Source organism: Saccharopolyspora pogona (assembly GCF_014697215.1).
Taxonomy (GTDB): Bacteria; Actinomycetota; Actinomycetes; order Mycobacteriales; family Pseudonocardiaceae; genus Saccharopolyspora; species Saccharopolyspora hattusasensis.
Genome location: NZ_CP031142.1, coordinates 5,371,886 through 5,397,896, shown reverse-complemented (window position 1 = coordinate 5,397,896; position 26,011 = coordinate 5,371,886). Strand labels below are relative to the sequence as shown.

The 26,011-nt window shown below is 69.1% G+C and carries 22 protein-coding genes, 1 tRNA gene and 2 pseudogenes; 11 read left to right on the top strand and 14 right to left on the bottom strand.

Going from position 1 to position 26,011, the window contains the following annotated elements:
• Nucleotides 1–47: 47 nt before the first annotated feature.
• Together DL519_RS24900 and DL519_RS24895 are read left to right on the top strand one after the other, a co-directional pair.
• A pseudogene (locus tag DL519_RS24900) lies at nucleotides 48–1,538 on the top strand (amidohydrolase family protein); the annotation flags it as partial.
• A gap of 10 nt (nucleotides 1,539–1,548) precedes the next feature.
• Nucleotides 1,549–2,820 carry an MFS transporter gene (locus tag DL519_RS24895; RefSeq protein ID WP_190818372.1) on the top strand — a complete coding sequence of 424 codons (1,272 nt, stop codon included), beginning with the start codon at nucleotides 1,549–1,551 and terminating at the stop codon, nucleotides 2,818–2,820.
• On the opposite strand, the gene DL519_RS24890 is transcribed toward DL519_RS24895, so the two are convergent.
• From DL519_RS24890 to DL519_RS24880, 3 genes are all read right to left on the bottom strand, one after another.
• Complete coding sequence (locus DL519_RS24890; RefSeq protein WP_190818370.1) at nucleotides 2,793–3,497, bottom strand: hypothetical protein; 705 nt, start codon at nucleotides 3,495–3,497, stop codon at nucleotides 2,793–2,795. The two genes, DL519_RS24895 and DL519_RS24890, sit on opposite strands and share 28 nt — an antisense overlap.
• Nucleotides 3,498–3,566: 69 nt before the next feature.
• A complete protein-coding gene (locus tag DL519_RS24885; protein ID WP_223839514.1) occupies nucleotides 3,567–4,781 on the bottom strand; it encodes an MFS transporter in 1,215 nt (404 codons plus the stop codon).
• 504 nt (nucleotides 4,782–5,285) lie between these two features.
• Nucleotides 5,286–5,630: a helix-turn-helix domain-containing protein gene (locus tag DL519_RS24880; RefSeq protein ID WP_190824197.1), complete on the bottom strand. Its 345-nt coding sequence runs from the start codon at nucleotides 5,628–5,630 to the stop codon at nucleotides 5,286–5,288.
• Between DL519_RS24880 and DL519_RS24875 the strand changes: the two genes are divergently transcribed.
• Nucleotides 5,594–5,959, top strand: a complete 366-nt coding sequence (locus DL519_RS24875; RefSeq protein ID WP_190818368.1) for an aldo/keto reductase — start codon at nucleotides 5,594–5,596, stop codon at nucleotides 5,957–5,959. The genes DL519_RS24880 and DL519_RS24875 overlap by 37 nt on opposite strands.
• 206 nt (nucleotides 5,960–6,165) lie before the next feature.
• Here DL519_RS24875 and DL519_RS24870 read toward each other — a convergent pair whose 3' ends face one another.
• Nucleotides 6,166–6,894: an SDR family oxidoreductase gene (locus tag DL519_RS24870; RefSeq protein WP_223839513.1), complete on the bottom strand. Its 729-nt coding sequence runs from the start codon at nucleotides 6,892–6,894 to the stop codon at nucleotides 6,166–6,168.
• 87 nt (nucleotides 6,895–6,981) lie between these two features.
• Between DL519_RS24870 and DL519_RS24865 the strand changes: the two genes are divergently transcribed.
• Nucleotides 6,982–7,380, top strand: coding sequence for a MarR family winged helix-turn-helix transcriptional regulator (locus tag DL519_RS24865; RefSeq protein WP_190818364.1), 399 nt, complete (start codon nucleotides 6,982–6,984; stop codon nucleotides 7,378–7,380).
• 32 nt (nucleotides 7,381–7,412) lie between these two features.
• On the opposite strand, the gene DL519_RS24860 is transcribed toward DL519_RS24865, so the two are convergent.
• Both DL519_RS24860 and DL519_RS24855 read right to left on the bottom strand, forming a co-directional pair.
• Nucleotides 7,413–9,374 (bottom strand): UvrD-helicase domain-containing protein, encoded by a 1,962-nt coding sequence (locus DL519_RS24860; protein WP_190818362.1) that lies wholly within the window; start codon nucleotides 9,372–9,374, stop codon nucleotides 7,413–7,415.
• 227 nt (nucleotides 9,375–9,601) lie between these two features.
• On the bottom strand, nucleotides 9,602–11,251 hold the full coding sequence (locus DL519_RS24855; protein ID WP_190818360.1) for a DUF885 domain-containing protein: 1,650 nt from the start codon (nucleotides 11,249–11,251) through the stop codon (nucleotides 9,602–9,604).
• 66 nt (nucleotides 11,252–11,317) lie between these two features.
• Here DL519_RS24855 and DL519_RS24850 point away from each other — a divergent pair, with 66 nt between their 5' ends.
• The 5 genes from DL519_RS24850 (at nucleotide 11,318) to DL519_RS24830 (ending at nucleotide 16,259) form a co-directional block, all read left to right on the top strand.
• Complete coding sequence (locus DL519_RS24850; RefSeq protein ID WP_190818358.1) at nucleotides 11,318–12,139, top strand: GNAT family N-acetyltransferase; 822 nt, start codon at nucleotides 11,318–11,320, stop codon at nucleotides 12,137–12,139.
• A 358-nt stretch (nucleotides 12,140–12,497) separates the two neighbouring features.
• Entirely contained in the window at nucleotides 12,498–13,769 is a 1,272-nt protein-coding gene (locus DL519_RS24845; protein ID WP_190818356.1) for an MFS transporter, read from the top strand.
• Nucleotides 13,770–14,053: 284 nt separating this feature from the next.
• A complete protein-coding gene (locus DL519_RS24840) occupies nucleotides 14,054–14,293 on the top strand; it encodes a DUF6158 family protein (protein WP_190818354.1) in 240 nt (79 codons plus the stop codon).
• Complete coding sequence (locus DL519_RS24835) at nucleotides 14,286–15,626, top strand: NAD(P)/FAD-dependent oxidoreductase (protein ID WP_190818352.1); 1,341 nt, start codon at nucleotides 14,286–14,288, stop codon at nucleotides 15,624–15,626. The genes DL519_RS24840 and DL519_RS24835 overlap by 8 nt, the downstream gene beginning before the upstream one ends.
• Nucleotides 15,627–15,629: 3 nt before the next feature.
• Nucleotides 15,630–16,259, top strand: a complete 630-nt coding sequence (locus DL519_RS24830; RefSeq protein ID WP_190818350.1) for a UdgX family uracil-DNA binding protein — start codon at nucleotides 15,630–15,632, stop codon at nucleotides 16,257–16,259.
• On the opposite strand, the gene DL519_RS24825 is transcribed toward DL519_RS24830, so the two are convergent.
• Nucleotides 16,242–17,492: a phenylacetate--CoA ligase family protein gene (locus DL519_RS24825; protein ID WP_223839511.1), complete on the bottom strand. Its 1,251-nt coding sequence runs from the start codon at nucleotides 17,490–17,492 to the stop codon at nucleotides 16,242–16,244. The genes DL519_RS24830 and DL519_RS24825 overlap by 18 nt on opposite strands.
• A gap of 254 nt (nucleotides 17,493–17,746) precedes the next feature.
• Here DL519_RS24825 and DL519_RS24820 point away from each other — a divergent pair.
• Nucleotides 17,747–17,819: transfer RNA gene (locus DL519_RS24820), tRNA-Ala, on the top strand.
• 82 nt (nucleotides 17,820–17,901) lie between these two features.
• Here the strand turns inward: DL519_RS24820 and DL519_RS24815 are convergent.
• From DL519_RS24815 to DL519_RS24785, 7 genes and pseudogenes are all read right to left on the bottom strand, one after another.
• Nucleotides 17,902–19,113 carry a tyrosine-type recombinase/integrase gene (locus tag DL519_RS24815; RefSeq protein ID WP_223839509.1) on the bottom strand — a complete coding sequence of 404 codons (1,212 nt, stop codon included), beginning with the start codon at nucleotides 19,111–19,113 and terminating at the stop codon, nucleotides 17,902–17,904.
• A 99-nt stretch (nucleotides 19,114–19,212) separates the two neighbouring features.
• Complete coding sequence (locus DL519_RS24810) at nucleotides 19,213–20,529, bottom strand: AAA family ATPase (RefSeq protein WP_223839507.1); 1,317 nt, start codon at nucleotides 20,527–20,529, stop codon at nucleotides 19,213–19,215.
• Nucleotides 20,530–20,555: 26 nt separating this feature from the next.
• On the bottom strand, nucleotides 20,556–21,251 hold the full coding sequence (locus DL519_RS24805; RefSeq protein ID WP_190818344.1) for a response regulator transcription factor: 696 nt from the start codon (nucleotides 21,249–21,251) through the stop codon (nucleotides 20,556–20,558).
• A 183-nt stretch (nucleotides 21,252–21,434) separates the two neighbouring features.
• A complete protein-coding gene (locus DL519_RS24800) occupies nucleotides 21,435–22,127 on the bottom strand; it encodes a phosphatase PAP2 family protein (RefSeq protein ID WP_190818342.1) in 693 nt (230 codons plus the stop codon).
• Between the two features lie 669 nt (nucleotides 22,128–22,796).
• On the bottom strand, nucleotides 22,797–24,221 hold the full coding sequence (locus DL519_RS24795) for an ABC transporter ATP-binding protein (RefSeq protein WP_223839505.1): 1,425 nt from the start codon (nucleotides 24,219–24,221) through the stop codon (nucleotides 22,797–22,799).
• Between the two features lie 16 nt (nucleotides 24,222–24,237).
• A pseudogene (locus DL519_RS50360) lies at nucleotides 24,238–25,002 on the bottom strand (ABC transporter permease); the annotation flags it as partial.
• A complete protein-coding gene (locus DL519_RS24785) occupies nucleotides 24,999–25,694 on the bottom strand; it encodes an ABC transporter permease (protein ID WP_223839503.1) in 696 nt (231 codons plus the stop codon). The gene DL519_RS24785 and the pseudogene DL519_RS50360, both read right to left, overlap by 4 nt.
• 75 nt (nucleotides 25,695–25,769) lie before the next feature.
• Here DL519_RS24785 and DL519_RS24780 point away from each other — a divergent pair, with 75 nt between their 5' ends.
• On the top strand, nucleotides 25,770–25,916 hold the full coding sequence (locus tag DL519_RS24780) for a hypothetical protein (protein ID WP_223839501.1): 147 nt from the start codon (nucleotides 25,770–25,772) through the stop codon (nucleotides 25,914–25,916).
• Nucleotides 25,917–26,011: the final 95 nt, after the last annotated feature.

Genomic DNA, 26,011 nt, shown 5'->3' with positions numbered 1-26,011 from the left:
GGAGCGAATATCCATCGTTATGCGATTCTTGTGATGAGGTTTCTCCGACGCTGCTTCGCATGGTTGGCGGCGAGCAGCATTTCGAACTGGTCCTGGCGGGCGCGCGGGTGATCGACCCGGAAACCGGGCTGGACGGGGTGCGCGATGTCGGCATCAGCGACGGCCGGATCGCGGCGGTCGCGGCGGATCGCCTGGCCGGGGACGTGATCGTCGACGTCTCGAACCGCGTGCTCGCACCGGGCTTCATCGACGTGCACAGCCACGCGCAGACGGTCACCGGGCTGCGGCTGCAGGCCCTCGACGGCGTCACCACGGCGCTGGAACTGGAGGCGGGCGCGCTGCCGGTTCGGACCGCCTACGCCGACGCCGCGGCCGAAGGGCGGCCGATCAACTTCGGCTACTCCGCGGGTTGGGCGCTGGCCCGGATGCGACTGCTGGACGGCGTCGAGCTGGGCGCGTCGTTCGAGATGTTCTCAACGCACCAGGGCGCGCCGAACTGGCGCCGCCCGGCCGGTGCCCGCGACGTGGCGAGGGTGCTGGACGTGCTGGAGGAGCAGATCCACGACGGCGCGCTCGGCATCGGGATGCTGGTTGGGTATGCGCCCGATTCGGGGCGCGACGAGTACTTCGCTGTTGCGTCGCTGGCCGCGCGGCTCGGCGTGCCGACCTTCACCCACACCCGCTTCATCTCCACCGAAGAGCCCGGCACCTCGCTGGAAGGCGCGCTGGAGGTGATCGCGGCGGCGGCCGGGACCGGCGCGCACATGCACATGTGCCACATCAACAGCACCTCGAACCGGATGATCGACGACATCTTGGGGGCGATCGAGCGAGCCCGGGGGCACGGCCTGCAGGTCACCACGGAGGCGTACCCGTACGGTTCGGCGTCGACGGTGATCGGTGCGGCTTTCCTCGCGCCGGAACAGCTGCACCGGCTCGGGATGGTCCCGAAGAACATCCTCTGCCTGTCCACGGGGGAGCGCGTCGCGGACGCGGCGCGGCTGGTGGAACTGCGCGAAGCCGATCCCGGGGCGTTGATCCTCTTCGACTGGCTCGACGAGTCGAACCCGGCCGATCTGGCGACGTTGCAGCGCTCGTTGCTGTTCGCCGACACGGCGATCGCCTCGGACGCGGTTCCGCTGGTGGGGCAGGTCGGCGAAACCTGGCCGGTCGCCGACGACGTCTACACCCACCCGCGCAGCGTCGGCTGCTACGCGCGGACGTTCGGCTGGCTGGTCCGCGAGCTCGGCGTGCTACCGCTCGCAGAGGCAGTCCGGCGCTGCACCCTGCTGCCGGCGCAAATCCTGGAAGCCGCGGCACCCGCGATGCGGCGCAAGGGGCGGATCCAGGTCGGCGCCGACGCAGACATCGTGGTGTTCGATCCGGACACGATCGCCAGCGGCGCCACCGCCACCCAGGTGCGGACCGCCACCGGAATCGACCACGTGCTCGTGGGCGGCGCCTTCGTCGTCCGCGACGAGAAGATCCAACTCGACTGCCTGCCCGGCGCACCGATCTTCGGTCGCCACCGCAACTGACGGAGCAAGAATGACCAACACTGCCGTGGCGCGCGACGCCCTCTACCGGCGGGTGGGCTGGCGGATCCTGCCGTTGCTCATCCTCTGCTACACATTCGCCTACCTGGACCGCGTCAACATCGGGTTCGCCAAGCTGCACATGCAGGAGGACGTCGGGATCAGCGAGTCGGGCTACGGGCTGGCGGCCGGGATCTTCTTCCTCGGCTACGTGATCTTCGAGGTGCCCAGCAACCTGCTGCTGGAGAAGATCGGCACCCGCAAGACGATCTTCCGCATCATGGTCCTCTGGGGGCTCACCTCGGCGGCGATGATGCTCGTCAGCGACGCGACGACGTTCTACGTGCTGCGCTTCCTGCTCGGCGTGTTCGAGGCCGGTTTCGCGCCCGGCATCATCTTCTACCTCACCTACTGGTACCCGCCGGCGCGGATGGCGGCGGCGATGGGTCTGCTGATGCTCCCCGGTCCGATCGGCTCGATGCTCGGCGGCCCGGTGTCCTCGTGGCTGATCACCAACTTCGAGGGCGTCGCCGGACTGCACGGCTGGCAGTGGATGTTCCTGCTGGAAGGCCTGCCGTGCGTGGTGCTCGCGTTCGTCGTCTGGAAGACGCTGGCCGACACCCCTGACCAGGCGAAGTGGCTCAGCGCCGAGGAGAAGGAACTGCTGCGCCGGGACCTCGCGGTGGACCGGGACGAGGGGACGCGCAGCTTCCGGGAGGTGCTGCGCGACCCGCGGGTGTACGCCCTGGCGATCGGGTACTTCTGCCTGATCAGCGGCCTGTACGCGGTGAGCTTCTGGCTGCCGACGATCCTGAAGGAGAACGGGCTCACCGACACCGTCAAGATCGGCCTCTACTCGGCGCTGCCGTACGCGTTCGCGATCGTGCTGATGGTCGTGCTGGGGCGGCGCTCGGACCGCACCGGTGAACGCCGCCTGCACAGCTCGATCACGGCGCTGATCAGCGCCGTCGCGCTCGCGGTCGCGGCTTTCACGGCCAGCAGCTTCGCGGTTTCGCTGATCGCCATCGTCATCGCGACGGCGTGCATGTGGGCGTCGTACACGCTGTTCTGGGCGATGCCGTCGACGTACCTGAAGGGCACGGCCGCGGCCGGTGGGATCGCGCTGATCAACAGCATCGGCCTGCTCGGCGGTTTCCTCAGCCCGACGCTGATCGGTTTCGTCAAGGACGCCACCGGAAGCACGGTGGTGGGCCTGCTCTCGATGGTCGCCCTGCTGCTGATCGGGAGCCTCGCGATCTACGCCAACCGGCTCCCGACGAGATGAGGCCGGACCTGCCGGTGCCTGGAGATCAGGCGGGCGGTCAGGACGAGGAGCTGGCACAGCGGTGACGGGAAGCCGAGGACCAGCCCGGTGGCGATGTCGATCAGCGGCGCCGCCACCGCCGCCGCGAAGACCCGGTTCGAGGCGGTCGGCAGCTTCGCCTTCGCCGCCCAGGAGGTGCGGCGCCAGGGCTTGGCGATGGACAACCACGCCTGGAAGGCGATCGCCGAGGCCATCAGCGCGGTGCCGACGAGCAGCGCCGGCGGCGGGGTGACCAGGCCTGCACGGGCGGCTTCGACCGAGCCTTCCAACGCGTCGGAGAGGATGAAGATCCCGGCGTAGAGCTGGACGACGGTGATCGCGAACTTCACCATGACCCACCAGTTCCGGAAGAAGCCCCAGGCCGTGGACGCCGCGAGCATGAAGCCGGTGAACGCCGCGGCGTTCGCGAACGGGGCGAGCAGGTGCGTGTCCACCACGTGCGCCATCGAGGTCGCGCCGATCCGGACCGCGAGGTCGTCGCTGGTGAAACTCGTTGCCAGCAGGGTGAAAAGCACCAGCGCCTGCGCCATCCAGCCCACCGAGGTGATCACGTGCAGCCAAACGACGGCCTGCCGCCAACGCTGCGAGGTTCCTTTCGACACGGACACCAGGTTGCGGGTCGCCTCGGCTGCGGACATCCGGTGGCGCCCCGGGGATCACCCTGATCCGGCCCCTTAGCCGGGGTGGACTTGGTCCAGACGCCCGGGTCAGTGCTTGGGCAGCAGCCGCACCGCGGCGAGGAAACCGACGGCGGCCACCACCGCCACCGCGATCGCGTATGCGTTGGCCGTCACGCCCAGACCGACCTGCGTCACGGCGACTCCCGCCGCCACCGCGGGAAGGCTGAAGGCCGAGTAGTTGACCGTGTAGACCGTCGCGAACAGGGCTGCGCGCCCGTTCGGTTCGGCGAGCCGGGACACGCTGCCGAAGGCGCCCAGGAACGCGCCGCCGAAGCCGAACCCGGTGATCACCGTGCTGGCGAAGAACAACGGCGCCGAAGTCGCGGCCAGCGCGGCGAGGGTGCCAAGCAGCCCGACCAGCAGGACCGGCGAGCCCGCGATGATCGCGGCGCGCGGGCTCCGCCGGCGGAACACCAGCGAGCCCATCGCGCTCGTCCCCATCAGGCAGCAGACCACGAACCCGCCCACCAGGTGGTTGTTGATGCCGAGCAGTTCGATGGCCAGGGACGGGCCGAGCGACATGTAGAAGCCGGTCATGGACCAGGTGGTGATGAGGATCGGCACCACGGCGAGGAATCGGCCGCGGGCGTTGCCCGGGACGCCGAACTCCGGCCGCAGCGAGGCCAGGGCGCCGGGCCGCCGCGGCGACGTCTCGGGCATCAGCGCGACGCCGACGGCCGCCGCCGCGCACGCCGCGAGGAGCAGCACGTAGACCAGGGTGGTCGGGGCGGGCGCGTACTCGACGAGCAGGCCCGAGCCGATCGCGCCGGCCCCGAGGCCGATGCCTGGGGTGGTGGTGTTGATCAGCGGGGCGAGCTGCGGGCGGAGGTCCACCAGGCAGGCACTGGTCGCGCCCGTCGCCAAACCCGTTGCGATGCCTTGCAAGATGCGTGCGGCCAGCAGCCAGCCGCTGCCGTCGGCGGCGATGAACGCGACCATGGCGACGGCCTGGATGGCGAGCGCGGCGAGCAGCGCCGGGCGGCGACCGACGTGGTCGGAGAGAGCGCCGACGGTGACGAGCGCGGCGAGCAGCGCGATCGCGTAAACCGCGAAGACCACCGTCAGCGTGATCGCGGAGAAGTGCCATTCGGCCTCGTAGACGGAGTAGAGAGGCGACGGGGCCGCGGCAGCGCACATGAACGTCAGCAGTGTGGCAGCGAGGGTCCAGAACGCGGCGGCGCGCGATAAGCGCCCGGGTTGGTCGGGCGCGCCGACCTGGGGAGCATGCGGGACAGCGGTCAAGATTTCTCCTAAGTGGTCGCGCACGTCGCCGGGAACGGGGTGAGCGCCAGTCAGGACACCCAACCTGCGCGGGTTCTGGGATCGACTCGTTGGGAGACGCCTTGCGGCGACGGAGAATTCCCGTTCTGGCGCCGATCCCACATGCTGGTCGGGCGGGTGGCGTTGATCGACGGTCGAAGCGGGCCGGGAATTCGGGGCTGTGCGGCGGTTACCGCTGGCCAGGTGCCGTGAGCGTGCTGGGCGCTGTAGAGGCGTTCTGGAAGGTCCTGGTGTGGAGTGAACGGACCGTTTGTGTCGTCTATGGATGTGACCGATCCGTTCGCTTCACATCAGCGGCCTGGGGTCTGGTGTTGGGTGGGTGGAGTGAACGGACCGGTTGTGTCGTCTATTGACGTGAACGGGCCGTTCGCTTCACACCGGTTGGGGAGGCAGGACCAGGCCACTCCCGCTGGAACCGCCAGCGGAACCGGCAGCCAGAACAGCCTCTACAGCACCGAAAAGTGCTCACGGGTTCTCGGCTGGGGTGTCTTCCAAGGCGGCGAGGAAGGCTTGGATCCTGGGCGCGTGTCCTCGGTGCGCCACGCGATGGCGAGTTCCGCCGGGGACAGCTCCGCGACTCGCGGTGGCTTCGAGCAGCAGCACTTCGCCTTGCGGGGTCAGCACGACGTCGCGGGCTCGGCGCTCGAACAGGTCGAAGCCCAGCCCGCGTTCGAGCACCCGGATCTGCTTGGACAGCGCGGGCTGGGAGACGAACAACCGCTGCGCGGCGCAGCCGATCGACGCGGACCTGCTCGCCGCCGCGCGAACTCGGGGTGGGCGTCGTCGCGTGGAGCCCGCTGGGCGGCGGATTCCTCACCGGCACCGTGCGGGAGGTCGCCGAGGACGACTTCCGGCGCAACATCCCACGCTTCGACGCGGCGCGCCTGGCCGCCAACAACGGCCGCTACACGCCGATCCGGTCGCTGGCCGCGGAACTCGGCATCACGCCCGGTCAGCTCGCGCTTTCCTGGCTGCTGCGCCAGGATCCGGCCGTGGTGCCGATCCCGGGATCGCGGACGCCGGCGCACATCGCGGAGAACCTCGAAGCGGCCCGGATCGGCCTGCCCGCCGGCACCCTGGCCCGGGTGGACCAGGCGCTGCGCGAGTTCGCCCCGCTGGGCACCGGAAGCCTGCGGTGAGTTCTGCGATTGCAATGGAAATCAGAGCTCTGATTTCCATTGAGCATTTTCATCCTGGTCGATCTGCCGCCGCGACACCTGAAGTCCCGCGGTACGGGGGCTGCCGTAAGCGGCGTAGCTGCCTTGGCCCACCCCCGCAACCGGCACCGCACCGCAACGCAAGAAGAGGTTGGAAAACGCTCAAAGAAATCGTCCAGGTCAGGCGTTCAGAAGGTGCCGCCGCCGGCGTGGATCATCTGGCCGGTGACCCACCGGCTGTCTTCGGAGGCCAGGAACGCCGCGATGTCGGCGATGTCGGCGGGCTCGGCGATGCGGCCCAGCGGGGTCTGCGCGGCCATCTGCTCGAGGACCGATTCGGGCTGCAGTTCGGCCAGGGCATCGGTGCGTGTTGCGCCGGGTCGCACGCTGTTCACGGTGATCCGGCGCGGTCCGAGTTCCTTCGCCAGCACTCGCACCAGCTGGTCGCCGGCGGCCTTGGCCGCGCCGTAGAGGCCGGTGCCGGGCCGGTTCGCCGCCGTGACACCGCTGGAGATCACCACGATCCGGCCGCCGTCGCGCAGCCGGTTCGCCGCCTCCCGCAGGGCCGTGAAGGTGGCGCGGGCGTTGGTGTCGAACAGCACGTCGAAGTCCTCGTCGGAGGCCTCGGCGACGGGCGAGAAACGGGCGGTGCCGACGTTGTTCACCAGGACGTCGAGGCCGCCGAAATGCCCTTGTGCAGCGTCGAACAGGTCGCGCAGCTGCGCGGGGTCGGTGACGTCGGCCTGCACCGCTGTCGCTCGCCCGCAACTGGCCTCGATCTTGGCGACGACCTCGTCAGCGGCGGCCCGGTCGGCTCGGTAGTTGACGACCACGCTCATGCCGTCGGCGCCGAGCCGCTCGGCGATGGCCCGGCCGATGCCGCGCGAGCTTCCCGTCACTAGGGCAACCTTGCTCAAGTCCGCCTCCACTGGTCGATGTCGTCATCAGTCGAAATACTCGACTAAATTTGTCGAGGATGTCAACCGTCGAGGTAGCCTGCGGCGATGGACCCGGACTTTTTGCGCTCCCTGATGGCGTTGCACCGCGAACTGCGCGGGCTCTACGCGGCCATCGCCCGCCACTTCGGGCTGACAGCGCAACAGGTCGAGCTGCTGTGCCTGCTCAAGGACCGCGCCCCGTCCTCCGGCGAGCTCGCGGCGTTGCTGGGCTGCGACAAGACCAACATCACCGGCATGGTCGACCGCCTGGAACGACGCGGTCTGCTAGCCCGCGTGACGGACCGCAACGACCGCCGGATCAGCCGGCTCAGCCTGACCGACGAGGGCATGGCCCTGGGGGGCAAGCTCCGCGAAGCCTTCAACGCGCAGGTCGCCGAGCGCTGGGGTTCCCTGCCCCCGGAGGACGCCGCGGCTCTCGTGCGCCTGGCGCAAGAAAACTCGTGAGTGCTGAGTCCGGTAAGAACCGGATCCAGCACTCACGAAGCGACGACGGCGCCCATCCAGAGGAAGTCGCGGGCTCGGGTTACCGCGACCAGGCGTTGCCGGTGCAACGCTTCGCGTTCTTCCCGGTGGCCGCCGGACAACAGCGGTTCGTCGGGCAGGAACACGCTGCGGAACTCGGTGCCCTTGGCGTGGTGCACGGTCCCGACGTGGATCGGCTCGGAATCTCGCCCATCCCAGCGGTCCAGCGGCCGAACCGCGAAACCCGCTGCGCGAAGCACCTTCTCCCAGTGCTCGGCCGCGCCGTTGGTGCGGGTGAGCACCGCCGCCGCAGAGCCGTCGCCGAGCCGCCGCAGCGCGGATACCAGCGCCTCGTCCTGGTCGTTGCCCTGCCACTCGACGACCCGCCCGCCGCGCAGCACCGGCAGCGCCGAGCGCAGCGGGACCGCCGGACCACCGTCGAGGTCGTCGAACCGGTTGATCGCGTCGAGCTCCCCGGCCTGCTCGACGATCGCGGTCCGGTTCCGGTAGTTGCGCCGCAGGATCTCCCCGCGCCCCTGCAACGAGATCCCGGCTTCGGACAGCCGCCAGCCACCGGCGTACACCTGCTGCTGGCCGTCGCCGACGAGCAGCAGCTGGTTCGGCCCGTCGCCGCTGATCGCGTGCACCAGCCGCAGCCCGATCAGCGTCAGGTCCTGGACCTCGTCGACGACCACCGCGGTGTACTGCCGGGGCAGCGGACGGCGTTCGAGCTCCGCCAGCGCCCGCATCAGCACGTCGTTTTGGTCGAACACGCCCCGCTCGGACAGCGCGCGCTCGTACTCGCAGTAGAACTGCCAGACGTGGGCCCGGAACTCGGCCGGCAGGTTCACGCCGCGACCCTTGCGCGGAACCGCCCGGTAGATCTCCAGCGAGCGGATCCCGCGCCCCTTGATCACCCGGTCGATCTCGTCCTTCCAATAGCCGCGCGCACCGCGGAATTTCCGCAGCGGCGCGGTCAGCTCGCTGCGCTGCCACACCGCGTCGAAGGCCTGCTCCACCTGCTGCTCGTCGACCTCGGCGGCCCGCCCGCGCCCGGCCAGGAAGTCCCACGCCCAGGATTGCAGGTGGGTGAACTCGATGCGCGCCGCGAGCTGCGGCGCCAGCGACCGGAACTGCGCCTCGGCGATCAACGGCAGATTGCGTAGGTGCGTGGTGAACAGCAGCTTCCCGGTGGACCGCCGCGCCAGGTGGGCCAACCGGTGCAGGGCCAGCACGGACTTGCCGGTGCCCGCCGGGCCGGTGATCCGCGCCGGACCGGAGTAGTGCCGCCGGACCGCGGCGAGCTGGGCGTCGTCCAGGAAGATCCGCCAGTCCCGGAACGGCCGGTCCAAGGCGTCCACGACCTGCTCGCGGCGCAGGTCGTGGACGCCGAACGGCCCGGCCGGGCGCCCCCGCTGGGCGGGGGCGCGCTGCTGCGGGATCCGCTGCGGATTCCACATGATCGGCGTCAGATCGAAGGTGAGGGTGTCCAGGTGGCGGGCGACGGCCAGCGCCTTTTCACCCGTCAGCACCTGGTCGCCGCGCCGCAGGAGCCGGTCCAGTTCGGCCTCGGTGACGGTGAGGTGCTCGCCGGTGTGCCCGCGCCGGCCCTTGAAGCCGGCGGGATGCACGACCACGGTCCGGGCCACCGATTCGGTCAACATGCCCGAGCCGATCGACGCGCCGGCCAACAGCTCCGCGGTCCACACGAACGCCGCCCGCGCGGCCTCCCACTCGGGTTCGCTTTCGCGCAGCAGGACCACCAGCACCCCGAGCGGCCCGACGAGCACGGCGTCGGGGCGGTTACCCGGGGTGTGCGGCGCGAATTGGTTGAGCAGCGTGTACCAACCGCTGTCGCGCTCCACCACGAATCGCTGCAGCACGCGGTTCTGCCACGTCGGCAGCAGCCGGTCGCGCAGCTCCTCCTCGGCTTCGCGGCGCAGTCTTTCCTGGCGGCGGTGGAAGGTCCCGGTCACGGCGCCTCCGTATCTCGTGGGGCGCCCACATCCGGTCGGCGCACCTGAGCGAGGGGGTCGAAATCGCCGCTCATGACGCCTTCGGGATCCGGTGGGAAACCCGCTCAAGTCGGCGGCCGCAGCCGCCGCGTGGTTGACCACGGTTCGAGCACGCTCGGTATCGACATTAATGCGTTGCGTGTCGTTTTCGGGCGGTCTCGGATCGGATCACCTGGATGTCGCAGGAGTCAGGCGAGTTCCTCGCGGACAAGCACGTCCAATGTGGACAGCGGCAGTGCGCCGTGCCCCAGGATCGCGTCGTGGAACCGGCGGATGTCGAAGGCGGCGCCGAGCCGGTCGCGGGCCGTGCGCCGGATCCGCTCGATCTCCAAGCGCCCCACCAGGTACGACAACGCCTGGCCGGGAATGCTGATGTAGCGGTCGATCTCGGACGAGGCCTCCAGCCGGGACAGCGTGGTGTGCGCGAGCAGGTAGTCCAGCGCCTGCTGCCGGCCCCAACCGAACTCGTGCAGTCCGGTGTCGACGACCAGCCGCGCGGCCCGCAGCAGGTCCTGCACCACCATGCCCAGCCGCGCCAGGTCGTCGGAGTACAGCCCCATCTCGTCGGCCAGCCGCTCGGTGTAGAGGCCCCAGCCCTCGGTGTAGGCGGTGATGCTGATCAGCCTGCGCAGCAGCGGCAGGTCGGTACGGTCCTGGGCCAGGCTGAACTGCAGGTGGTGACCGGGCACGACCTCGTGGAAGGCGATCACCTCGGAGGCGAACCGAGGCCGCTGCTCGGCCTGCTCGGTGTTGGCGAAGTACACGCCGGGCCGCGAACCGTCCAGCGCCGGCGCCAGGTAGACGCCGATTGGTGTGCTGGCCGACGCGGTGCCGGGCACCGGGCGCACCTCGCACGGCCGGCTCGGCAGCCGCCCGAACCACCGCGGCGCCACGGCTTCGGCCCTGGTGATCGCGCTGCGCGCGGCGGTCAGCAGCTCTTCGCCGTCCCGCCAGTACAACGCCGGGTCCGCCTGCAGCCTGCGCAGCACCGCATCGGGATCGGATTCGCCCCAGATCTTCGCGCCGAGTTCGCCGATCTCGCCGCGCAGCGACGAGAGGTGGGTCCGCCCGCTCTCGTGCAGCTCTTCCGGGGTGTGCTCCGTGGTGGTCTGGCTGTGCACCAGTCGCCGGTAGATCTCGCGGCCGCCGTTGATCCAGCACAGCCCGGGCTGCTCGGCGGGGCGCGAGTGCTGGGCGATCTCGGCGGCGAGCACGTTCCGGTACTCCCGCAGCGCCGGATGCACCACGTCGACCAGCAGCCGCTTTCGCTCCTCCTCCACCGACGCGCCGGATAGTTCCGGGGTGAGCAGCGGGTCGGCGTCGGGCGCGGCGAGGTAGCCGTCGAGGTGCTCGATCGCGTTGCCGACGAGCGGTCGAACCGGGACCCGTCCGGCGGCGACTCCTTCGCGGTGCCGCTGCGCGGCGGCAGCGGTGAACTCGGGGATCTGCCGCAGCCGCAGCAAGAAGTCCTCGGCCTGCTGCGCGTCGGCGACAGGCACCTGGCCCAGCTGGAACAGCACGCCCGCGACCGGCGCGAACAGGTTCCCGATCACGGTGTACTCGGGGGAGCGGGCGTCGAACTGGTCGACCAGCGCCTGCGCCTGCTGCACGACCACCGCGATGGTCAGCCGCTGCTCCAGATCGGCGTGCGCGGTGTCCACCGCCATTGCCCGGACCCGGATGTTCTCCGCGCGTTCCCGCAGCGCGAGCTCGGTCCCTGCTGATATGTCCGCCAGCTGGTCGTCGCGGTCCCGGATGCCGTAGAGCGTCGCGCCGACCGGGTCTGCGTCGAACAGGACGGCCAGCAGTTCCTCGGCGAGTTGTGCGGGCGTGCTCACAGCGTTCCATCCTGCCTCAACGGTCCGGCTGAACGCTGGGTTGCACGGGGCGGGGACAATGAACGGGTGGATCCGCTGCACGACCCCGACGACGAAGCCCTGCTGCACCCCAGGCAGGCCCGCGACCTCGCAGGGCTGGTCGAGACCGCGCGACTGGCATCGGCCGTCGTGCGCTACGGGCTGCGCACCCGGGTCGGCGCGGCGACGGTGGTGCTCAACCAGGACAACCCCTTGCCCGCCGCGAACCACGCGTGCGCCCTGTGGGGAACCCTCGCGGGGATCGCCGGAACCCTGCTGGAACTGGAGCAGGTCTTCGCCGAGGCGGGCCGCGCCGAGGCCGTCGTCTACGCCTCGCCGACCACGGTCGCGGAGATCGAGGGCATCGCTGACGACGCCGGTTGGCGCGCGGTGGAAGAACTCGTGGCGCTGCTGCACCGGTTCCGCCAGGACACCAGGGGAGGGGCGCGTCCAGCCGTGGACCGCGACCTGCCCCAGATCGTGGACCTGATCGCCGACGACGCCGGGCTCTCCGACCCGGACGAGCGGCTGCTGCTGCGCAACTTCGGACACCGAATCGACGACCCGCGCTGCGTGCTGCGCGTCGTCGACGACCCCGGCGCCGATCGCATCGCCGGATTCGCCCAGGGCTTCATCGAGCGCGGCATCGGCCTGGTCGAGCAGGTGGTCGTGCGGCCCGGCCGGCGGCGCCGCGGCGTCGGGAGGGAACTGGTCGCGGACGTCGTCGACGAACTGCGCGGGCGCGGAGCGCTGCTGGTCGCGGCGCACACCGAAGAGGGCGGGACGGCGGAGCGGTTCGCGGAGGCCTGCGGCTTCGAGGTGGTCTACGCGGTGACCGCCTACGCGCGCCGGATCGACGATCTGCTGTGACGAAGACCGCTTGGAGCTTGTTCTCAACCCAGTTTGTGTGGCGGTGCAGGCGGCGGAACTTCAGGGGCCGTCGCGCTGTGGGATCCCCGACATCATGAATGCCAACCACGTCGGGGCTGTCCCCGCGAAATAGCGGGGTGCGGGGTGTTCCCGCAGGACACTGTTGAGCACCCGCGCCGGTGCCGGTTGCGAGCGTGGGCTGAGCGGCTGCGCCGCTTCAGAAACAGAACGTCAGCCGGAATAGCGGCGCGAAGAGGGCGGTTAACACTCACGAAACAGTCGCTGCGGCGCGGTTGCTCGATTGACCGCGCCGCAGCCGCATGTTTCGCTTAGTTTGCCTAAATACGTTGGAGGAGCGGTGTCGAGCAGTTCGGCAACGGCGGACGAGACCACCGAACCCGTCGAGACCGCCGGCGATTCCGGCATCGGTTCCCTCCCCCGCGAGATCTGGGTCCTCGTCGTCGGCAGCTTCATCGTCGCCGTCGGAATGGGCATCGTCGCGCCCGCGCTGCCGACATTCGCCACCAGCTTCGACGTCGGTGTCACCGGCGCCTCCCTCGTGATCAGCGCGTTCGCCCTGATGCGGCTGGCATTCGCGCCGGTCAGCGGTCGCCTGGTGTCGTTCTTCGGCGAGCGCTCCATCTACGTGTGGGGCATCAGCATCGTCGGTATCAGCACCGCCGCCTGCGCATTCGCGGGTTCCTACTGGCAGTTGCTGATCTTCCGCGCCCTCGGCGGCACGGGATCGACGATGTTCACGGTGTCGGCCGTGGCGCTGCTGGTCCGCCTCGCCCCGCCGCACCTGCGCGGTCGCGCTTCCGGCGTGTGGGCGACGAGTTTCCTGCTGGGCAACGTCTCCGGGCCGATCATCGGCGGCATCATGATCGGCTACTCGTTGCGCCTGCCGTTCGTCACCTACGGGATCGCGTTGTTCGTCGCGGCCTTCATCGGTTGGCTGATGCTGCGGAAGTCCACGCTGGCCGCGCCGCGGACCGACACCGGCGTGCCGACGATGACGGTCGGCCAAGCGCTGCGCCACCGCGCCTACCGGGCGGCGATGCTGTCGAACTTCAGCAACGGCTGGGCCGTTTTCGGCGTCCGCATCGCGCTGGTCCCGCTGTTCGTGGTCGAAGCCCTGCGCTCCACCCAGTCAATGGCCGGCATCGCGCTGTCCGTGTTCGCGCTGGGCAACGCCGCGGTGCTGCTGCTGTCGGGCCGGATCGCGGACAAGCGCGGCCGCAAGCCGCTGGTGCTCATCGGGCTCGCGGTCTCCGGTCTGGCCACCGCGTTGCTCGGCGTCACCGACTCCGTCCCGTGGTTCCTCGCCGCGTCGCTGGTCGCGGGCATGGGCGCCGGAATTCTCAACCCCGCCCAGAGCGCCGCGGTCGCCGACATCATCGGCGCGAAGGGCAAGGGCGGTCCGGTGCTGGCCGCGTTCCAGATGTCCGCCGACTTCGGCGCGATCCTCGGCCCGCTGATCGCCGGCGTGCTCGCCGACACGATGTCCTACGGCGCGGCGTTCGCCGTCACCGGCTTCACCGCGGTGCTCGGCCTGCTGGCCTGGATCGGCGCCCCGGAGACCCGCCCGGCCACCCCGCCCCGCGCCGAACCCACCATCGAGGCGGCTTGAGCCCCGAGATCCTTCCCAGGTGAGGAGGGGGTGGCGATTTCGCGCGAAATCGCCACCCGCCAGGCGTGGCGAACGCCGATTTCGCGCGAAATCGCCGCCCTCGACCGCGCGCCGGTCCCGGTCCGGATCAGGCGAACTCGATCGAGTCGCCGAACGGCCCGCCGCCCCACAGGCTGGAGGCACGAGGGGCAGGTGTCCGGTCGCGGATCGTCGGGTATCCCGGCACTGACGTCGTGACCCCGCGGCATCGTGACGCCGCCTGCCTGCCGATGCGGGAGGACGACATGAGCACGACCACCGGAATTCCTGGCAGCGAGCTGGCCGAGGAACTTCTGCTGCAGGAGCTGCGCCACCTGCACCAGACCCGCAACGAGACCTTCCTGCACGGCTCGCCGGATGCGCTGCGGGAGCACACGGCGCGCACGTTCGAGCTCGAACAGGAGTACCTGCGGCGCCACCCGGAACGCGAGGTGGATCCCCGCCGCACCCGCTCCGGTGCGAGAGGAGGGCCGCAACATGCCTGAGCCACGCGTCGTGATCATCGGCGGCGGACACGTCGGCCTGACCCTCGCGCTGCGCCTGCAGCGGAAGATGAAACCCGGCGAAGCCAAGGTCACGGTGATCGACACCCAACCGCACATGACCTACCAGCCGTTCCTGCCGGAGGCCGCGGCCGGCTCGCTCGAACCGCGGCACGTGGTGGTGCCGCTACGGGAGGCACTGCGCAACTGCGAGGTGCTGACCGCGGAGGTCTCCGGCATCGACCACGCCCAGCAGCGGCTGACCGCGACCCTCGGCGACGGCAAGGTCGAGCACTTCGGCTACGACATGCTGGTGGTCGTGCCCGGCTCGATCTCGCGGGCGCTGCCCATCCCGGGCCTGGCCGAGCAGGGCGTCGGGTTCAAGACCATCGGCGAGGCGATCTACCTGCGCAACCACGTGCTGTCCAGATTGGACATCGCCGCCAGCACCACCGACGAACGGCTCCGTCGCAGGCTGCTGACGTTCGTGTTCGTCGGCGGCGGCTACGCGGGCATCGAGGCGATGGCCGAGCTGGAGAGCATGGCGCGCTACGCGATCCGCAGCTACCCGCAGGTCTCGGCCCAGGAAATGCGCTGGGTGCTGGTCGAGGCGATGGGCCGGATCATGCCCGAGGTCAGCCCGCCGATGAGCGAGTACACCAAGGGGCGGCTGGAGGAACGCGGCATCGAGGTGAAGCTGAACACCACCGCGAAGTCCTTCGTGGACGGTCACGCGGTGCTCTCCGACGGCGACGAGTTCAACGCCGACACCGTGGTGTGGACGGCCGGGGTAAAGCCGCACCCGATGCTGGAGGACAGCGACCTGCCGAGGGACGCCAAGGGCCGCGTCGAATGCACGGCGAGGCTCCAGGTCCGCGGTACCCACAACGTGTTCTCGGCCGGTGACTGCGCTGCGGTCCCGGACCTGACCAGCAGCGACCCGGACGCCCTGTGCAGCCCGTCGGCGCAGCACGCGATCCGGCAGGCCAGGGTGCTGGCCGACAACATCCTCGCGATGCTGCGCGGCGAACAACTCGTGAACTACAAGCACAAGTACGCGGGGTCGGTGGCGGGGCTCGGCCTGTTCCAGGGCGCAGCCGAGGTCTACGGGGTCAAGCTCAAGGGCCTCCCGGCGTGGCTGCTGCACCGCGGCTACCACCTGATGAGGATGCCGACCGCATCCCACAAGGCCCGAATCCTCGGCGACTGGCTGCTGGAACTGCCGTTCCCCCGCCAGGTCGTCGCGCTCGGCGAACTGCACGACCCCCGAGCCGAGTTCGTCAAGGCCGCCAACACCCGAGGCCTGCCCAGACCGAACGGCCGCGCCGCCGGTTGAGCCATGTCCGGCGCCGAGGAGTTCGTCGGACCGCAGGCCCGGTTGCCGGGCCTGCGCAAGGCGGTGCAGGACTGCCGGGGCTGCGGGCTCTACCGCGACGCCACCCAAGCGGTCTTCGGCGCGGGCCCGGAGACCGCGCGGGTCGTGATGATCGGCGAACAGCCGGGCGACCAGGAGGACCGGAAGGGCGAGCCCTTCGTCGGACCGGCCGGCCGGATGCTGGACCGCGCGTTGGAGGAGGCCGGCATCCGGCGAAGCGAGGTGTACCTCACCAACACCACCAAGCACTTCAAGTTCGAGCGCGTGAGCGGGAAGCGGCGCATCCACCAGAAACCGTCCCGAACCGAGGTGAACGCGTGCCGCCCCTGGCTGGACGCCGAACTGCGCGTGGTCAAGCCGCACCTGGTGATCTGCCTCGGCGCGACCGCGGCCCAGGCGATGATGGGCACGTCGTTCCGGATCACCAAGGAACGCGGCACCGTGCTGGGCCTGCCGGATCACGAAGCCCAGGTGGTGGCGACGATCCACCCGTCGGCGATCCTCCGCGCCGATGACCGGGAGGCGGCGTACCAGGGGTTCGTCGAGGACCTGCAGGTGGCGGCGCAAGCCTTGCGATCACTCCAGGCCGGGTAGCGGCACGACGCCGTCGTGCTCCCAGCGCACCAACCGCCGGGCCTTGCCCGATTCGGCGCGTGGGATGTGGTCAGGCGGTAGGACCCGGACGATGCACGTGATGCCGAGCCGCGCCTGCAGCGCGCCCGTGAGCTGGTCCGCCAGGAGGTCGGTGTCGTCGTGCGGGTCCTGCGGCTCGACGGCAATCCGCAGCTCCGGCCGCGACCGGTCGCGGAGGTCCTCGACGATCAGGTAGTGCGGTGCCACCCGACGATCGGCCAGCAGCACGGCTTCGATCTCCGACGGGAACACGTTGACGCCGCGAACGACCAGCATGTCGTCGGTGCGGCCCAGCACCCGGCTCATCCGGCGTAGCGTCCGCGCCGAGCCCGGCACGGGCCCGGCCAGCGCGGCCAGGTCGCCGGTCCGGTAGCGCAGCAGCGGAGCGCCGGTCTTCGTCAACGTCGTGAACACCAACTCGCCGACCTCGCCGTCCGGCAGCGGCTCGCCGTCCGCATCGACCACCTCGGGGAAGAAGTGGTCCTCGGCGATGTTCAGCAGTCCCTCGGAGTCCAACGACTCGCACGCCACACCCGGGCCGATCACCTCGGTGAGCCCGTAGATGTTGAGCGCCCGCAACCCCAGTAGCCCCTCGATGCTCAACCGCATCTCCTCGGTCCAAGGCTCGGCCCCGAACAACCCCACCCGGAGCGACAACTGCTCGGCGCTGATCCCGGTCGACGCGAACGCCTCGCCGAGGTAGATCGCGTACGACGGGGTGCAGCACAACGCATCGGGGCGCAGATCGAGCAACAACCGGAGCTGCCGGTCGGTGGCGCCGCTGGACACCGGAAGCACGGTCGCGCCGATCCGCGTCGCCCCGTGGTGCACGCCGAGCCCACCGGTGAACAGGCCGTACCCGTAGGCGCAGTGCACGAAGCTGCGCCGCGTCACGCCTGCCCCGCCCAATGCCCGCGCCATCACCTCCGCCCACACGGCGACGTCACGCGCGGTGTACGGCACCAGCGTCGCCCGCCCCCACGTGCCGGACGTGCCGTGCACGCAGACGACGTCCTCGTCGGCGGCGGTGCGCAGCCCGAACGGGTAGTGATCCCAGAAGTCCTGCTTGGAGACGAACGGCAACCGGTGCAAATCGGCGAGCCGCACGTCGGAGCCCGCCGAGACGCCGCAGTCCCGAAGCCGCCCGGCCTGCACGCCGCCAGCGGCCAGCAGCCGGTCGACCAACCTGCGCAACCAATGTTCCTGCAGTTCACGGCGTCTCTCGGGATCAGCCCCCTCGGCCTCGGGAGCCACCAGCGAAGGACGCACGCGCTGTGCTGTCGCCACGCCCCCGGGTGTAGCAGCTCGACCGGAGCCCTGGGTAGATCCAAGAGGGGGACCCCCCTGAAAATCCCTCCGGAGGCCTGTTGTACTGTATTCACACAACGAGATGAGCGGTTCGGGAAAAGAACGCCGAACGAACCGAACACTTCGGGAAAACAGAACAAGGGGCTGTGGCGCAGCTGGTAGCGCACTTGACTGGCAGTCAAGGGGTCACGGGTTCGAATCCCGTCAGCTCCACCCAATTCAGAGGGCCGGTTACCTCGGAGAAATCCCAGGTAACCGGCCTTTTCGCTGCTTGAATCATGATGACGACGCTGGGTTATACGGCTCGGAGTTGGGGACCACTTGGGGACCGGCGCAGGTGTTTGGAGAGCAAAGCGCCGGCATCGGTGACGGATTGCTCGTTGCTGTGCAGGTATCGCTGTGTGGTGGTGAGCGAGGCGTGACCGGCGATCTTCCGGAGGTCGTGCACCTTCACTCCAGCATCTGCAAGCCATGTCAGCCCCGTGTGTCGCAGGTCGTGCCGACGTAGGTGCTCGTAGCCGAGCTTGTTCACCACCTCGTCCCAGTGCGTCGCGTCGCGCAGTACTGCGGTGGTGATCCGGCCGCCCCGTGGCCCGGTGAACAGGCGCGCGTCGGGGCTCCCGTCGGTCATGGCGATCCGCCTGCAGACCAGTCCGCGGATCTCCTCGATGAGCGGCACCGTCCGGGCGCGCTTGCCTTTGGTGCCCTTGTCGATGAGCCCGCCGGGCGCCGTAGTGGTCTGTCGCCGGATCTTCCACTTCCATTCCGTGGTGTCGAGGTCCTTGACCCGGCAGCCGGACACCTCGCCGATGCGGGCGGCCGTGCAGGCGGCGAAGAGGACCACATCTCCCCAACCCGCGTACTCATTGGACGAGCGGGCGACAAGAGCATCGGCAAGGCGCTTCAGCGACTCCCAGTCCGGAAGCGCGAGGGAACGCGGGTCATCCAGTTCGTCTTCGGCCTGGCGGAACTCGTGCTGCCAGCCGGTGACGCGCGCCGGGTTGATGTCGATGATGCCGTCACGCACGGCCTGTTCCATGACGCGAACAAGCAAGACAAGGGTGTTCTTGATGGTGGAAAGGCTGTGCTCGTCGGCGATCCAGCCATGTACGGCCCGGTCGACCGCGCCATTGGTGATCATCCGGACCGGAATGTGACCGAGCGTTGGAATGACCCGCTTTCGCCACCCGGCCAGGTACGGATCGGTCGTTTTCACCTCGACACCACGAAGAGCAAGCGTCATGTTCGCGTCGCCGTATTCCGCGAGGCTCATGTTGACTGTCAGCGGGTCGATCCCGGCGGATGCCGCACGTTGCATGCGGTCGATCCAGACGGCGGCCTGTTCTTCGGTCAGGCAGGACTCGGAAAGTGAAGGCCGCTTGCGGGTATGGGGATCGACCCACCGGACGCAGGCACGAAACGGCAAGCGTCGGCCGGGGCGGTGTTCGACGTCGGTGGAGAGGGAAACACCGATCGGGGGTCGCTTTGCGCTGTTCACAGTGGACATCCTTCTGTTGTGGCGGTGACATACGGGGTTTGGACTGTCACCGCAATTAGTGCTGGTCAAACGGGGTTCGGTGACAAAGTGACAGTGGTGACACGGTGCTCAGGTGCTGCCGTCGGCGGAGCTGTATTTGCCGCCGGCCATGACGCGTAGCTGGCCGTCGTCGGCCATGCGTCGGCAGGTCTGTTTCACCGATGCGAGGTTGATTCCGGTCCCGGCGGCGATGGCTGTCGGTCCGTTTCCGGGGTTGTCGCGGAGGAATCGCAGGACGGTCGCGCGGGTGTCGTGCAGGGTGTGGTCGCTGGCGGGTCCGTCGAGCAGCTGCCAACTTCCCGTGGTGGCTTGGAAGGACAGCGCGTATTCGGCTTCGTCGACGTCGCGGCCGGTGACGTTGAGAACGCCGTCGGCCTGGTTCCGGCCGCGCTTGAGGACCAGGACGGCGTCTGCGGCCCCGGCGATGCCGTTGGTGCCGGACACTTCGGCGAGGAAGTCCTCAGAGCCCATCTTGCGGACGTGGTGGACCAGGACCATCGCGACGCCGTAGTGATCGGCGATGCGTTTCGCACGGGACACGGCGGCGTAGTCGGCGTCGTAGGCGGACATGCCCGCGGGCGGGACGCCCCGGATCTTGGCGAACACGTCGAGCACGACCATCCGCGCGTCCCGGTGGCGCTCCAGCCATCCGGCGATGGCCTGATCGCCCCCGGCGGGCAACGCGGGGCTCTCGGTGGCCAGGGTGAGACCCGGTGGGGCGGGCTTGCCGCCGAGAAGCTTGCCCATGCGGGTCTGCAACCGGCGCGGGGTGTCTTCCAACGCGAGGTAGAGCACGGGGCCGGGCTGCACGTCGATCGACTCCAGCGCCTGGTCTCCGGCCGCAACGGACAGCGCCAGGCCGAGAGACATCCAGGACTTGCCGACCTTGGGTGGCCCGGCCAGGACGTTGACGCCTTCGGAGAAGATTCCGGGGACGGCCCACCGGGGTTCGGGGAACTCGGCGGCCATGAGCCCGTCGGCGGTCCAGGCGGTGGCTGCACGCACCACGCCCGTGACGGTGCCACCGTCGGAGACCGGGACCGCCACGACGAGCTCGTCCCTGAAAGTGCCGGTGGTCAAGTCGCCGCGCTGCGCGGCGATGACCGTCTCGTCGGCGGCGGCGGGACCATCGCCGTTCTCCAGCCGTCCAGCCTGCGAGTACAAGGCGAGTCGCGCGTCCGATTCGGTCGGAGGCGGCAGGAGAGGCTGCTGGTTGCGGATCAGTTCGGCCGCGACGGCCAGCGCCGTTGCCTCGGCAGTGCGTTCCAGCTCGGCGCGCTCGTCATTGAGGTAGTAGCGCGCGACGGCTATGCCGAGTGGCAGACCGAAGAGTCCGATCGCCAGCACGGCTGCCAAGACCGTGAGCGTCACGATGCGACTTCGCACGGTCGACTCCTCGCTCTATTCGGTCTTCAGCTCGTCGTGTTCTCAAGCCGGTATCCGTGGCCGCGCAACGTCGCGATCTTCGGCACGTGCTGGGGAGAGCTCGCGGCAGTGGCGAGCTTTCGACGCAATGCGGCTATGTGCACGTCGAGGGTCTTGCTGGAGCCGTACCAGTGCTCGTCCCATACCTCGGTCATCAGCGTGTCGCGACTCAGGGCCACGCCTGGTTCCGCGGCCAGGCGAGCCAGCAGGTCGAACTCTTTCGCCCGAAGCGACACCTCCTGGCCGGCGAGGCTCGCGCGCCTGGCTGCCGTGTCGATGCGCAAGCCGCCGACGGTGATGACCGCTTGGGAGCCAGAGGCCGGGCCGCGTCGGAGATGGGCCCAAATGCGCGCCAGCAGTTCGCCGAGGCGGACCGGTTTGGTGAGGTAGTCGTCGGCTCCTGCTTCCAGGCCCACGACTACGTCCATCTCGTCGTGGCGTGCGGTCAGGATTACCAGCACGCATTGCGGCTGCACCTCGCGCAGTCGCCGGCACACTTCCACACCGTCCAGGTCCGGCAGGCCGAGGTCGAGCAGCACGAGGTCGAAGGCCCGACGGCCGGCATACTCCAGTGCGTCCTGCCCGGCGCGTTGCCAGGACACGTCGTAGCCGTGCGAACCCAGGCTCGATTCTAGAGCTTGGCCGATCGTGTGGTCATCCTCCACCACCAGAACCCGGAACATACGTGCAGGATAACGACGGCCCGCTCTCGTGCGCCCCGCTGCGGGACCGAACCGCGCCGGAGGGGCGGATCCGGACACCGTCGTCGAGTCGGCTCTTGTCCCAGGTGGACTGTTGCGTGATCCGCTCGGCCGGCGTAGACGGCTGCCTCAGCCGGCTCGTTGGCGTGCACTTGCCTGGGAACGTCAGTACTGGCCGTTCGGCCCGGTGGTCGGGGGTGGGAAGGCGTCCCGTGAGCGCGACCAGAGGACCATCACGAACAGGAGTGCGATCCAGGCGCCTCCCAGGGCGTAGCCCGCGAGAACGTCGGTGAGCCAGTGCGCGCCGAGGTAGATCCTGGATGCACCGATGAGAACCACGATGAGCGTGGTGCCGATGAGCAGCGCGGTACGGACGCGAGGTACGCGAGCGCACGCCAGCACGAGCACCAGCGTTCCCCACGTCGCGATGGCCTGGGTGGCGTGGCCGGACGGGAAGGAGGCTCCGCTGGCGTTGGTGATCAGCTCGCCTACTGGCGGACGAGGCCGCTCGACAACTGCCTTGGCAATGGTGTACAGGGCAACGGCGCCGAGGTAGGCCACCCAGATCTGAACTGCTGCCCGCAGGGCTCGGCGCGCGATGAGGAGGTGTGCAGTGGCCACCACAAGCAGCGGTACGAGGACAACGGCGGACCCCAACCAGGTGACCGCTTGCATCGCCGCGGTCATCCAGCCGGTCCGGTGGGTGACCGCGAGATCCTGGACTGCATGGTCGAAATGAGCGGATTCTCCATGTTCGGCGACGTCGTAGGTGAGCCCGGCGAACAACCCCGCTCCTGCCAGAGCGATGACCGCTGAGGTACGAATGGCGGGCGAGGACGGCCAAGAGGTGAGCTTCATTCGCCCTCCCCGGTGACGAGGAAAGTCGGATCCTGCGGGCGTAGCCGCCGATGACGTCGGTAAACATCCTTGCCCACCGCGACGACCAACACCCAACGGGCCCCTCCGTCCCTGCCCCAGATGGCCGCCACCTTTCTGCACCACCACGCGATGGCCGGGTGACTGTCAGCTGGAGCAGATGCGTTCCCAAGCCGAGCGCTCGGCGCCGGGGAAGTCGAACGCACCTCGAACCGACCAGCGCCATGAAGTCGCTCCTGACCAACGACGTGAAGTACCGCGCGAAGGAGCGGTCGCCGAGGAAGATCCTAAGACCACCAGCAAGATCCTCAACGGCTACCTGCAACACGCCGCAAGCACGCACTGCTTTGGAATCCAATCCGTTGTTCCAGGCTGTTCCTGCCGTCCGAAGGGGCGCCTATGCAGAACTGGACCTGCCGCTGGCCCTTGCCATCGGCTTCCCGTCCGTGCTTAGCATCCGGTATGCGCTCGGTCGAATCGTGCCGAAGACCGGGCAGCCCTGGACTAATCGAGTCGTCGCTACACGTCGAGGTTCGATGTCCGGGCCACCGATGTGGTGCCGACCGCTTTGACCTTTTTTGGTGCCTGCCTACCGCTGTCTCCTGAAATTCCAGGTGGAAAACGGGCGGCAGGCCGATCCTGGCTGCCTGCTCACGCGGTGACGCGCGTTTTGGCAAGGAGAGCGGCTGTTGCTGGATGCTCAGGTGTGTTGAGCACCCGAGCACTCGGCCCGGTCTCGACGACTTCGCCCTGGTGCAGGACGAAAACATCATCGCAGAAGTCGCGCACGAACTGCAGATCGTGCGAGATGACGACCACGCCAAGCCCCCTGGACGCGCAGGTGCGGTCGATCAGTTCCACGATCGAGGCAGCGGTTCCGGCATCGAGCGCCGAGGTGATCTCGTCGCAGATGAGGATGTCGGGCTCGGCGGCGAGTGCACGCGCGATGGCCACGCGCTGACGTTGCCCGCCGGAGAGCTCGTGGGGATGTCGCTGGGCGAAGTCGGCGGACAGGCCGACTTCGGCGAGCAGCTCCTCGATCCTCGTCGTCCGCTGTGCTTGGGCAAGGGATCGATGTAGTGCGAGCGGTCGTGTGAGCGCGGCGCCGATCGTTCGGTTCGGGTTGAGCGTGGACAGCGGGTCCTGGGGAATGAGCTGGAGCCTTCGGCGTTGTTCCCGGGAACGTCGCAGAGCTCGCCGAGGAAGCAGCTCATCAGCCAGTCGCAGGTGACCGGAGCATTCGTGGTGGAGGCCGACCAGGACTCGCGCCAGGGTGGTCTTCCCCGCACCGGATGCACCGATGATCGCGGTAGCCCGGCCTTGGTGTGCCGCGAACTCGACATCGTTCAGCAAGGCCCTGCGGTTTCGCTTGATGGTGGCGCCGAGGGATTCTCCGCGCAGCAACGGAGTGTCGTGGTGCGCGTGCTCACGGCGGCCCGGCGCCGCGGCCCGCGCCGGAGCCGGCACCGCGGTGCGCTGGGGTGCAAGGTCGACCACGTCATCGGCGAGTTCGGTCAGCGCCGTGACGTGGTGTCCGCTGACGACGATCGTGGTCCCGTGTTCCTCGGCGATTCGCCGCAGCAGCCCGCAAATCTCGCCACGAAGCGCGGCGTCCAACCCAGCCAGCGGCTCATCCACGGCGAGCACGTCGACTCGGCGTGCGATCGCGCGCGCCAGGGCGAGGCGGCGTTGCTCGCCGCCGGAGAGTTCACCGGGGCGGCGTCGCAGATAGCTGTGCGGGAGCCGGACCTTGTCGAGAGTGGCGGCGAGCAGGGCACGATCGGTGCTGCCGGCCGCTTCCGCGAGCAGGGCACTGATCCTCATGGTCGGGTTGAGCGCGGCTCCGGGGTCCTGCCCGACGTAGGCGAGGTGTTGGCGGCGGAACTGCTGCAACTGCTTGGGGGCGAGGGAGAACACGTCTTGCCCCAGGACGGTGACCGCCCCTGTGGTGATCGACAGGCCCGGTGAGAGGTCGCCGAGAATGGCCCGCAGCACAGTGGTTTTGCCGGAGCCGGACGGTCCGGTGAGCGCTGTGATCCGGCCGGGCTGCAGCGCCAGCCGGGCATGGTCGAGCACGGAGGTTGACGCTGATCGCGAGCAACCCGATCGCGAAGCTGGGAGCGAGGACGGCCCACGGGTTGAGCAGGATTCCGGCCGCGTTCTCCCGGACCATCAGCGCCCAGTTGGACGCCCCGAGGGAGGAGGGCAGTTGCAGGAACGCGGCGGTGCTGACGACGTAGACCGCCTCGACGAAACGCAGCCCGAACAGGGTGATCAGGGTCGTGCGTAGGTTGGGCAGCACTTCGCGCCACACCAACGACCAGAGGCGTTCGCCACCGGCCATCGCGGCCTCCACGTAGCCGGAGGCGGCGATTCCTGAGGCCGCGGCGGTGACCACCCGGCAGGTGTAGGGCGTGCCGATGCCGATGGCCAGCAGGATCAGGCCGGTTGTTCCGGACTCGGGCCAGGACAGCATGACGAGCATGATCGCCAGCACCGCTGGGACCAGCATCAGCAGGTCGGTCGCCCGTTGCAGCAGGGATCCGATGCCAGGGCGCAGGACGGCGACGGTGCCCAGTACCGCGGCGAGGAAGGTGACTCCGAGCGCGATGATCGCCGCGACCAGAAGCAGCCCCCAACCGCCGGCGAGCAGTCTGCTGAGGACATCTCGTCCGATTTGGTCGGCTCCCAGCAGCGCCGTGGCGCTGGGGGGCTCGTAGGGGATCAGCGTTGCGTCATCGACGGGATGCGGTGCCACCCAGGGTCCTATTGCTGCCAGCAGCGCGATCAGCAGCGCCGGCAGAGCCCGCACGACCACTGGCCAGACACGACGGGTATCGGTGGCCGAATCGCTCATCGCCGCCCCCGCAAAGACCAGGCGCGCAGTCCGTCGGCGAGCACCAGCACCAGCATGATCGCCGTGCCGGTGAGGGCGATGACCGCGGCGATCAGCGTGGCGTCGCGGTCGGCTACCGAACTCGCCACCACTGAGCCGATACCTGGATAATTGAAGATCGTCTCCACCACCACGGCACCACCGAGCACCATGCTGACGGTGGTGGCGATCGAGGCGGCGATGGTCGGTATCGCTGTCGGCAGGATGTGCCGCGTGACTACCCGAAGGGTGGGTAATCCGTCCAGGATCGCGGCATGGACGTGGGGCCGCTCGGACGCCTCGACCAGCGCTGCCCGGACGACGCGCGTGTTCCATCCGGTCTGCGGGATGGCTAGTGCGAGAACGGGCAGGACGAGCATCGTCGCGTCGGTCGGTGTGCCCTCCGCTGAGGCCAGTGTTACGGCCGGCAACCAGTCGGCCCACAGGGCGAGCGCCAGTACGAGCACTGTCGCGACGACGAACTCGGGAATCGCGATCACCATCGTCGACAGTGGATTCACCGCTTTGGCCGCGACCCCGCGGGGCCGTAGCGCCCACCACGTTCCCAGCACCAGTGACGCCAGCACTGTCAGGACCAGCGCCAGTCCGCCGAGCAGAACGAATCCCCTTTCCACGAACTCCCACTGCCACCGAAGATCGTTCTGGATCACCACGAAAGCCGGCTGCGCTGGCGATTCGACCAGATCCCGAGCTGAGCGCCCCTCCCGTCACGTGACAAGGAAGCGATCGTGCGCATACCCAGTGTTGTCACCCGGGTTTCCGACCTGATCGGCCACACCCCACTGTTCGAGCTGGCTCGCACCCAGACCGGCACCCGGCTGCTGCTCAAACTCGAACAGTTCAACCCCCAGGGCTGCGGCAAAGTCTTGATGTGATGGGTTGACCTGCGGTAACGGCGTGTCGTGAGCGCGGGCACGGCGATAACAGGGTGATGATCGAAGTCGCCAAACAATGATCGTCAGGAAGTTGT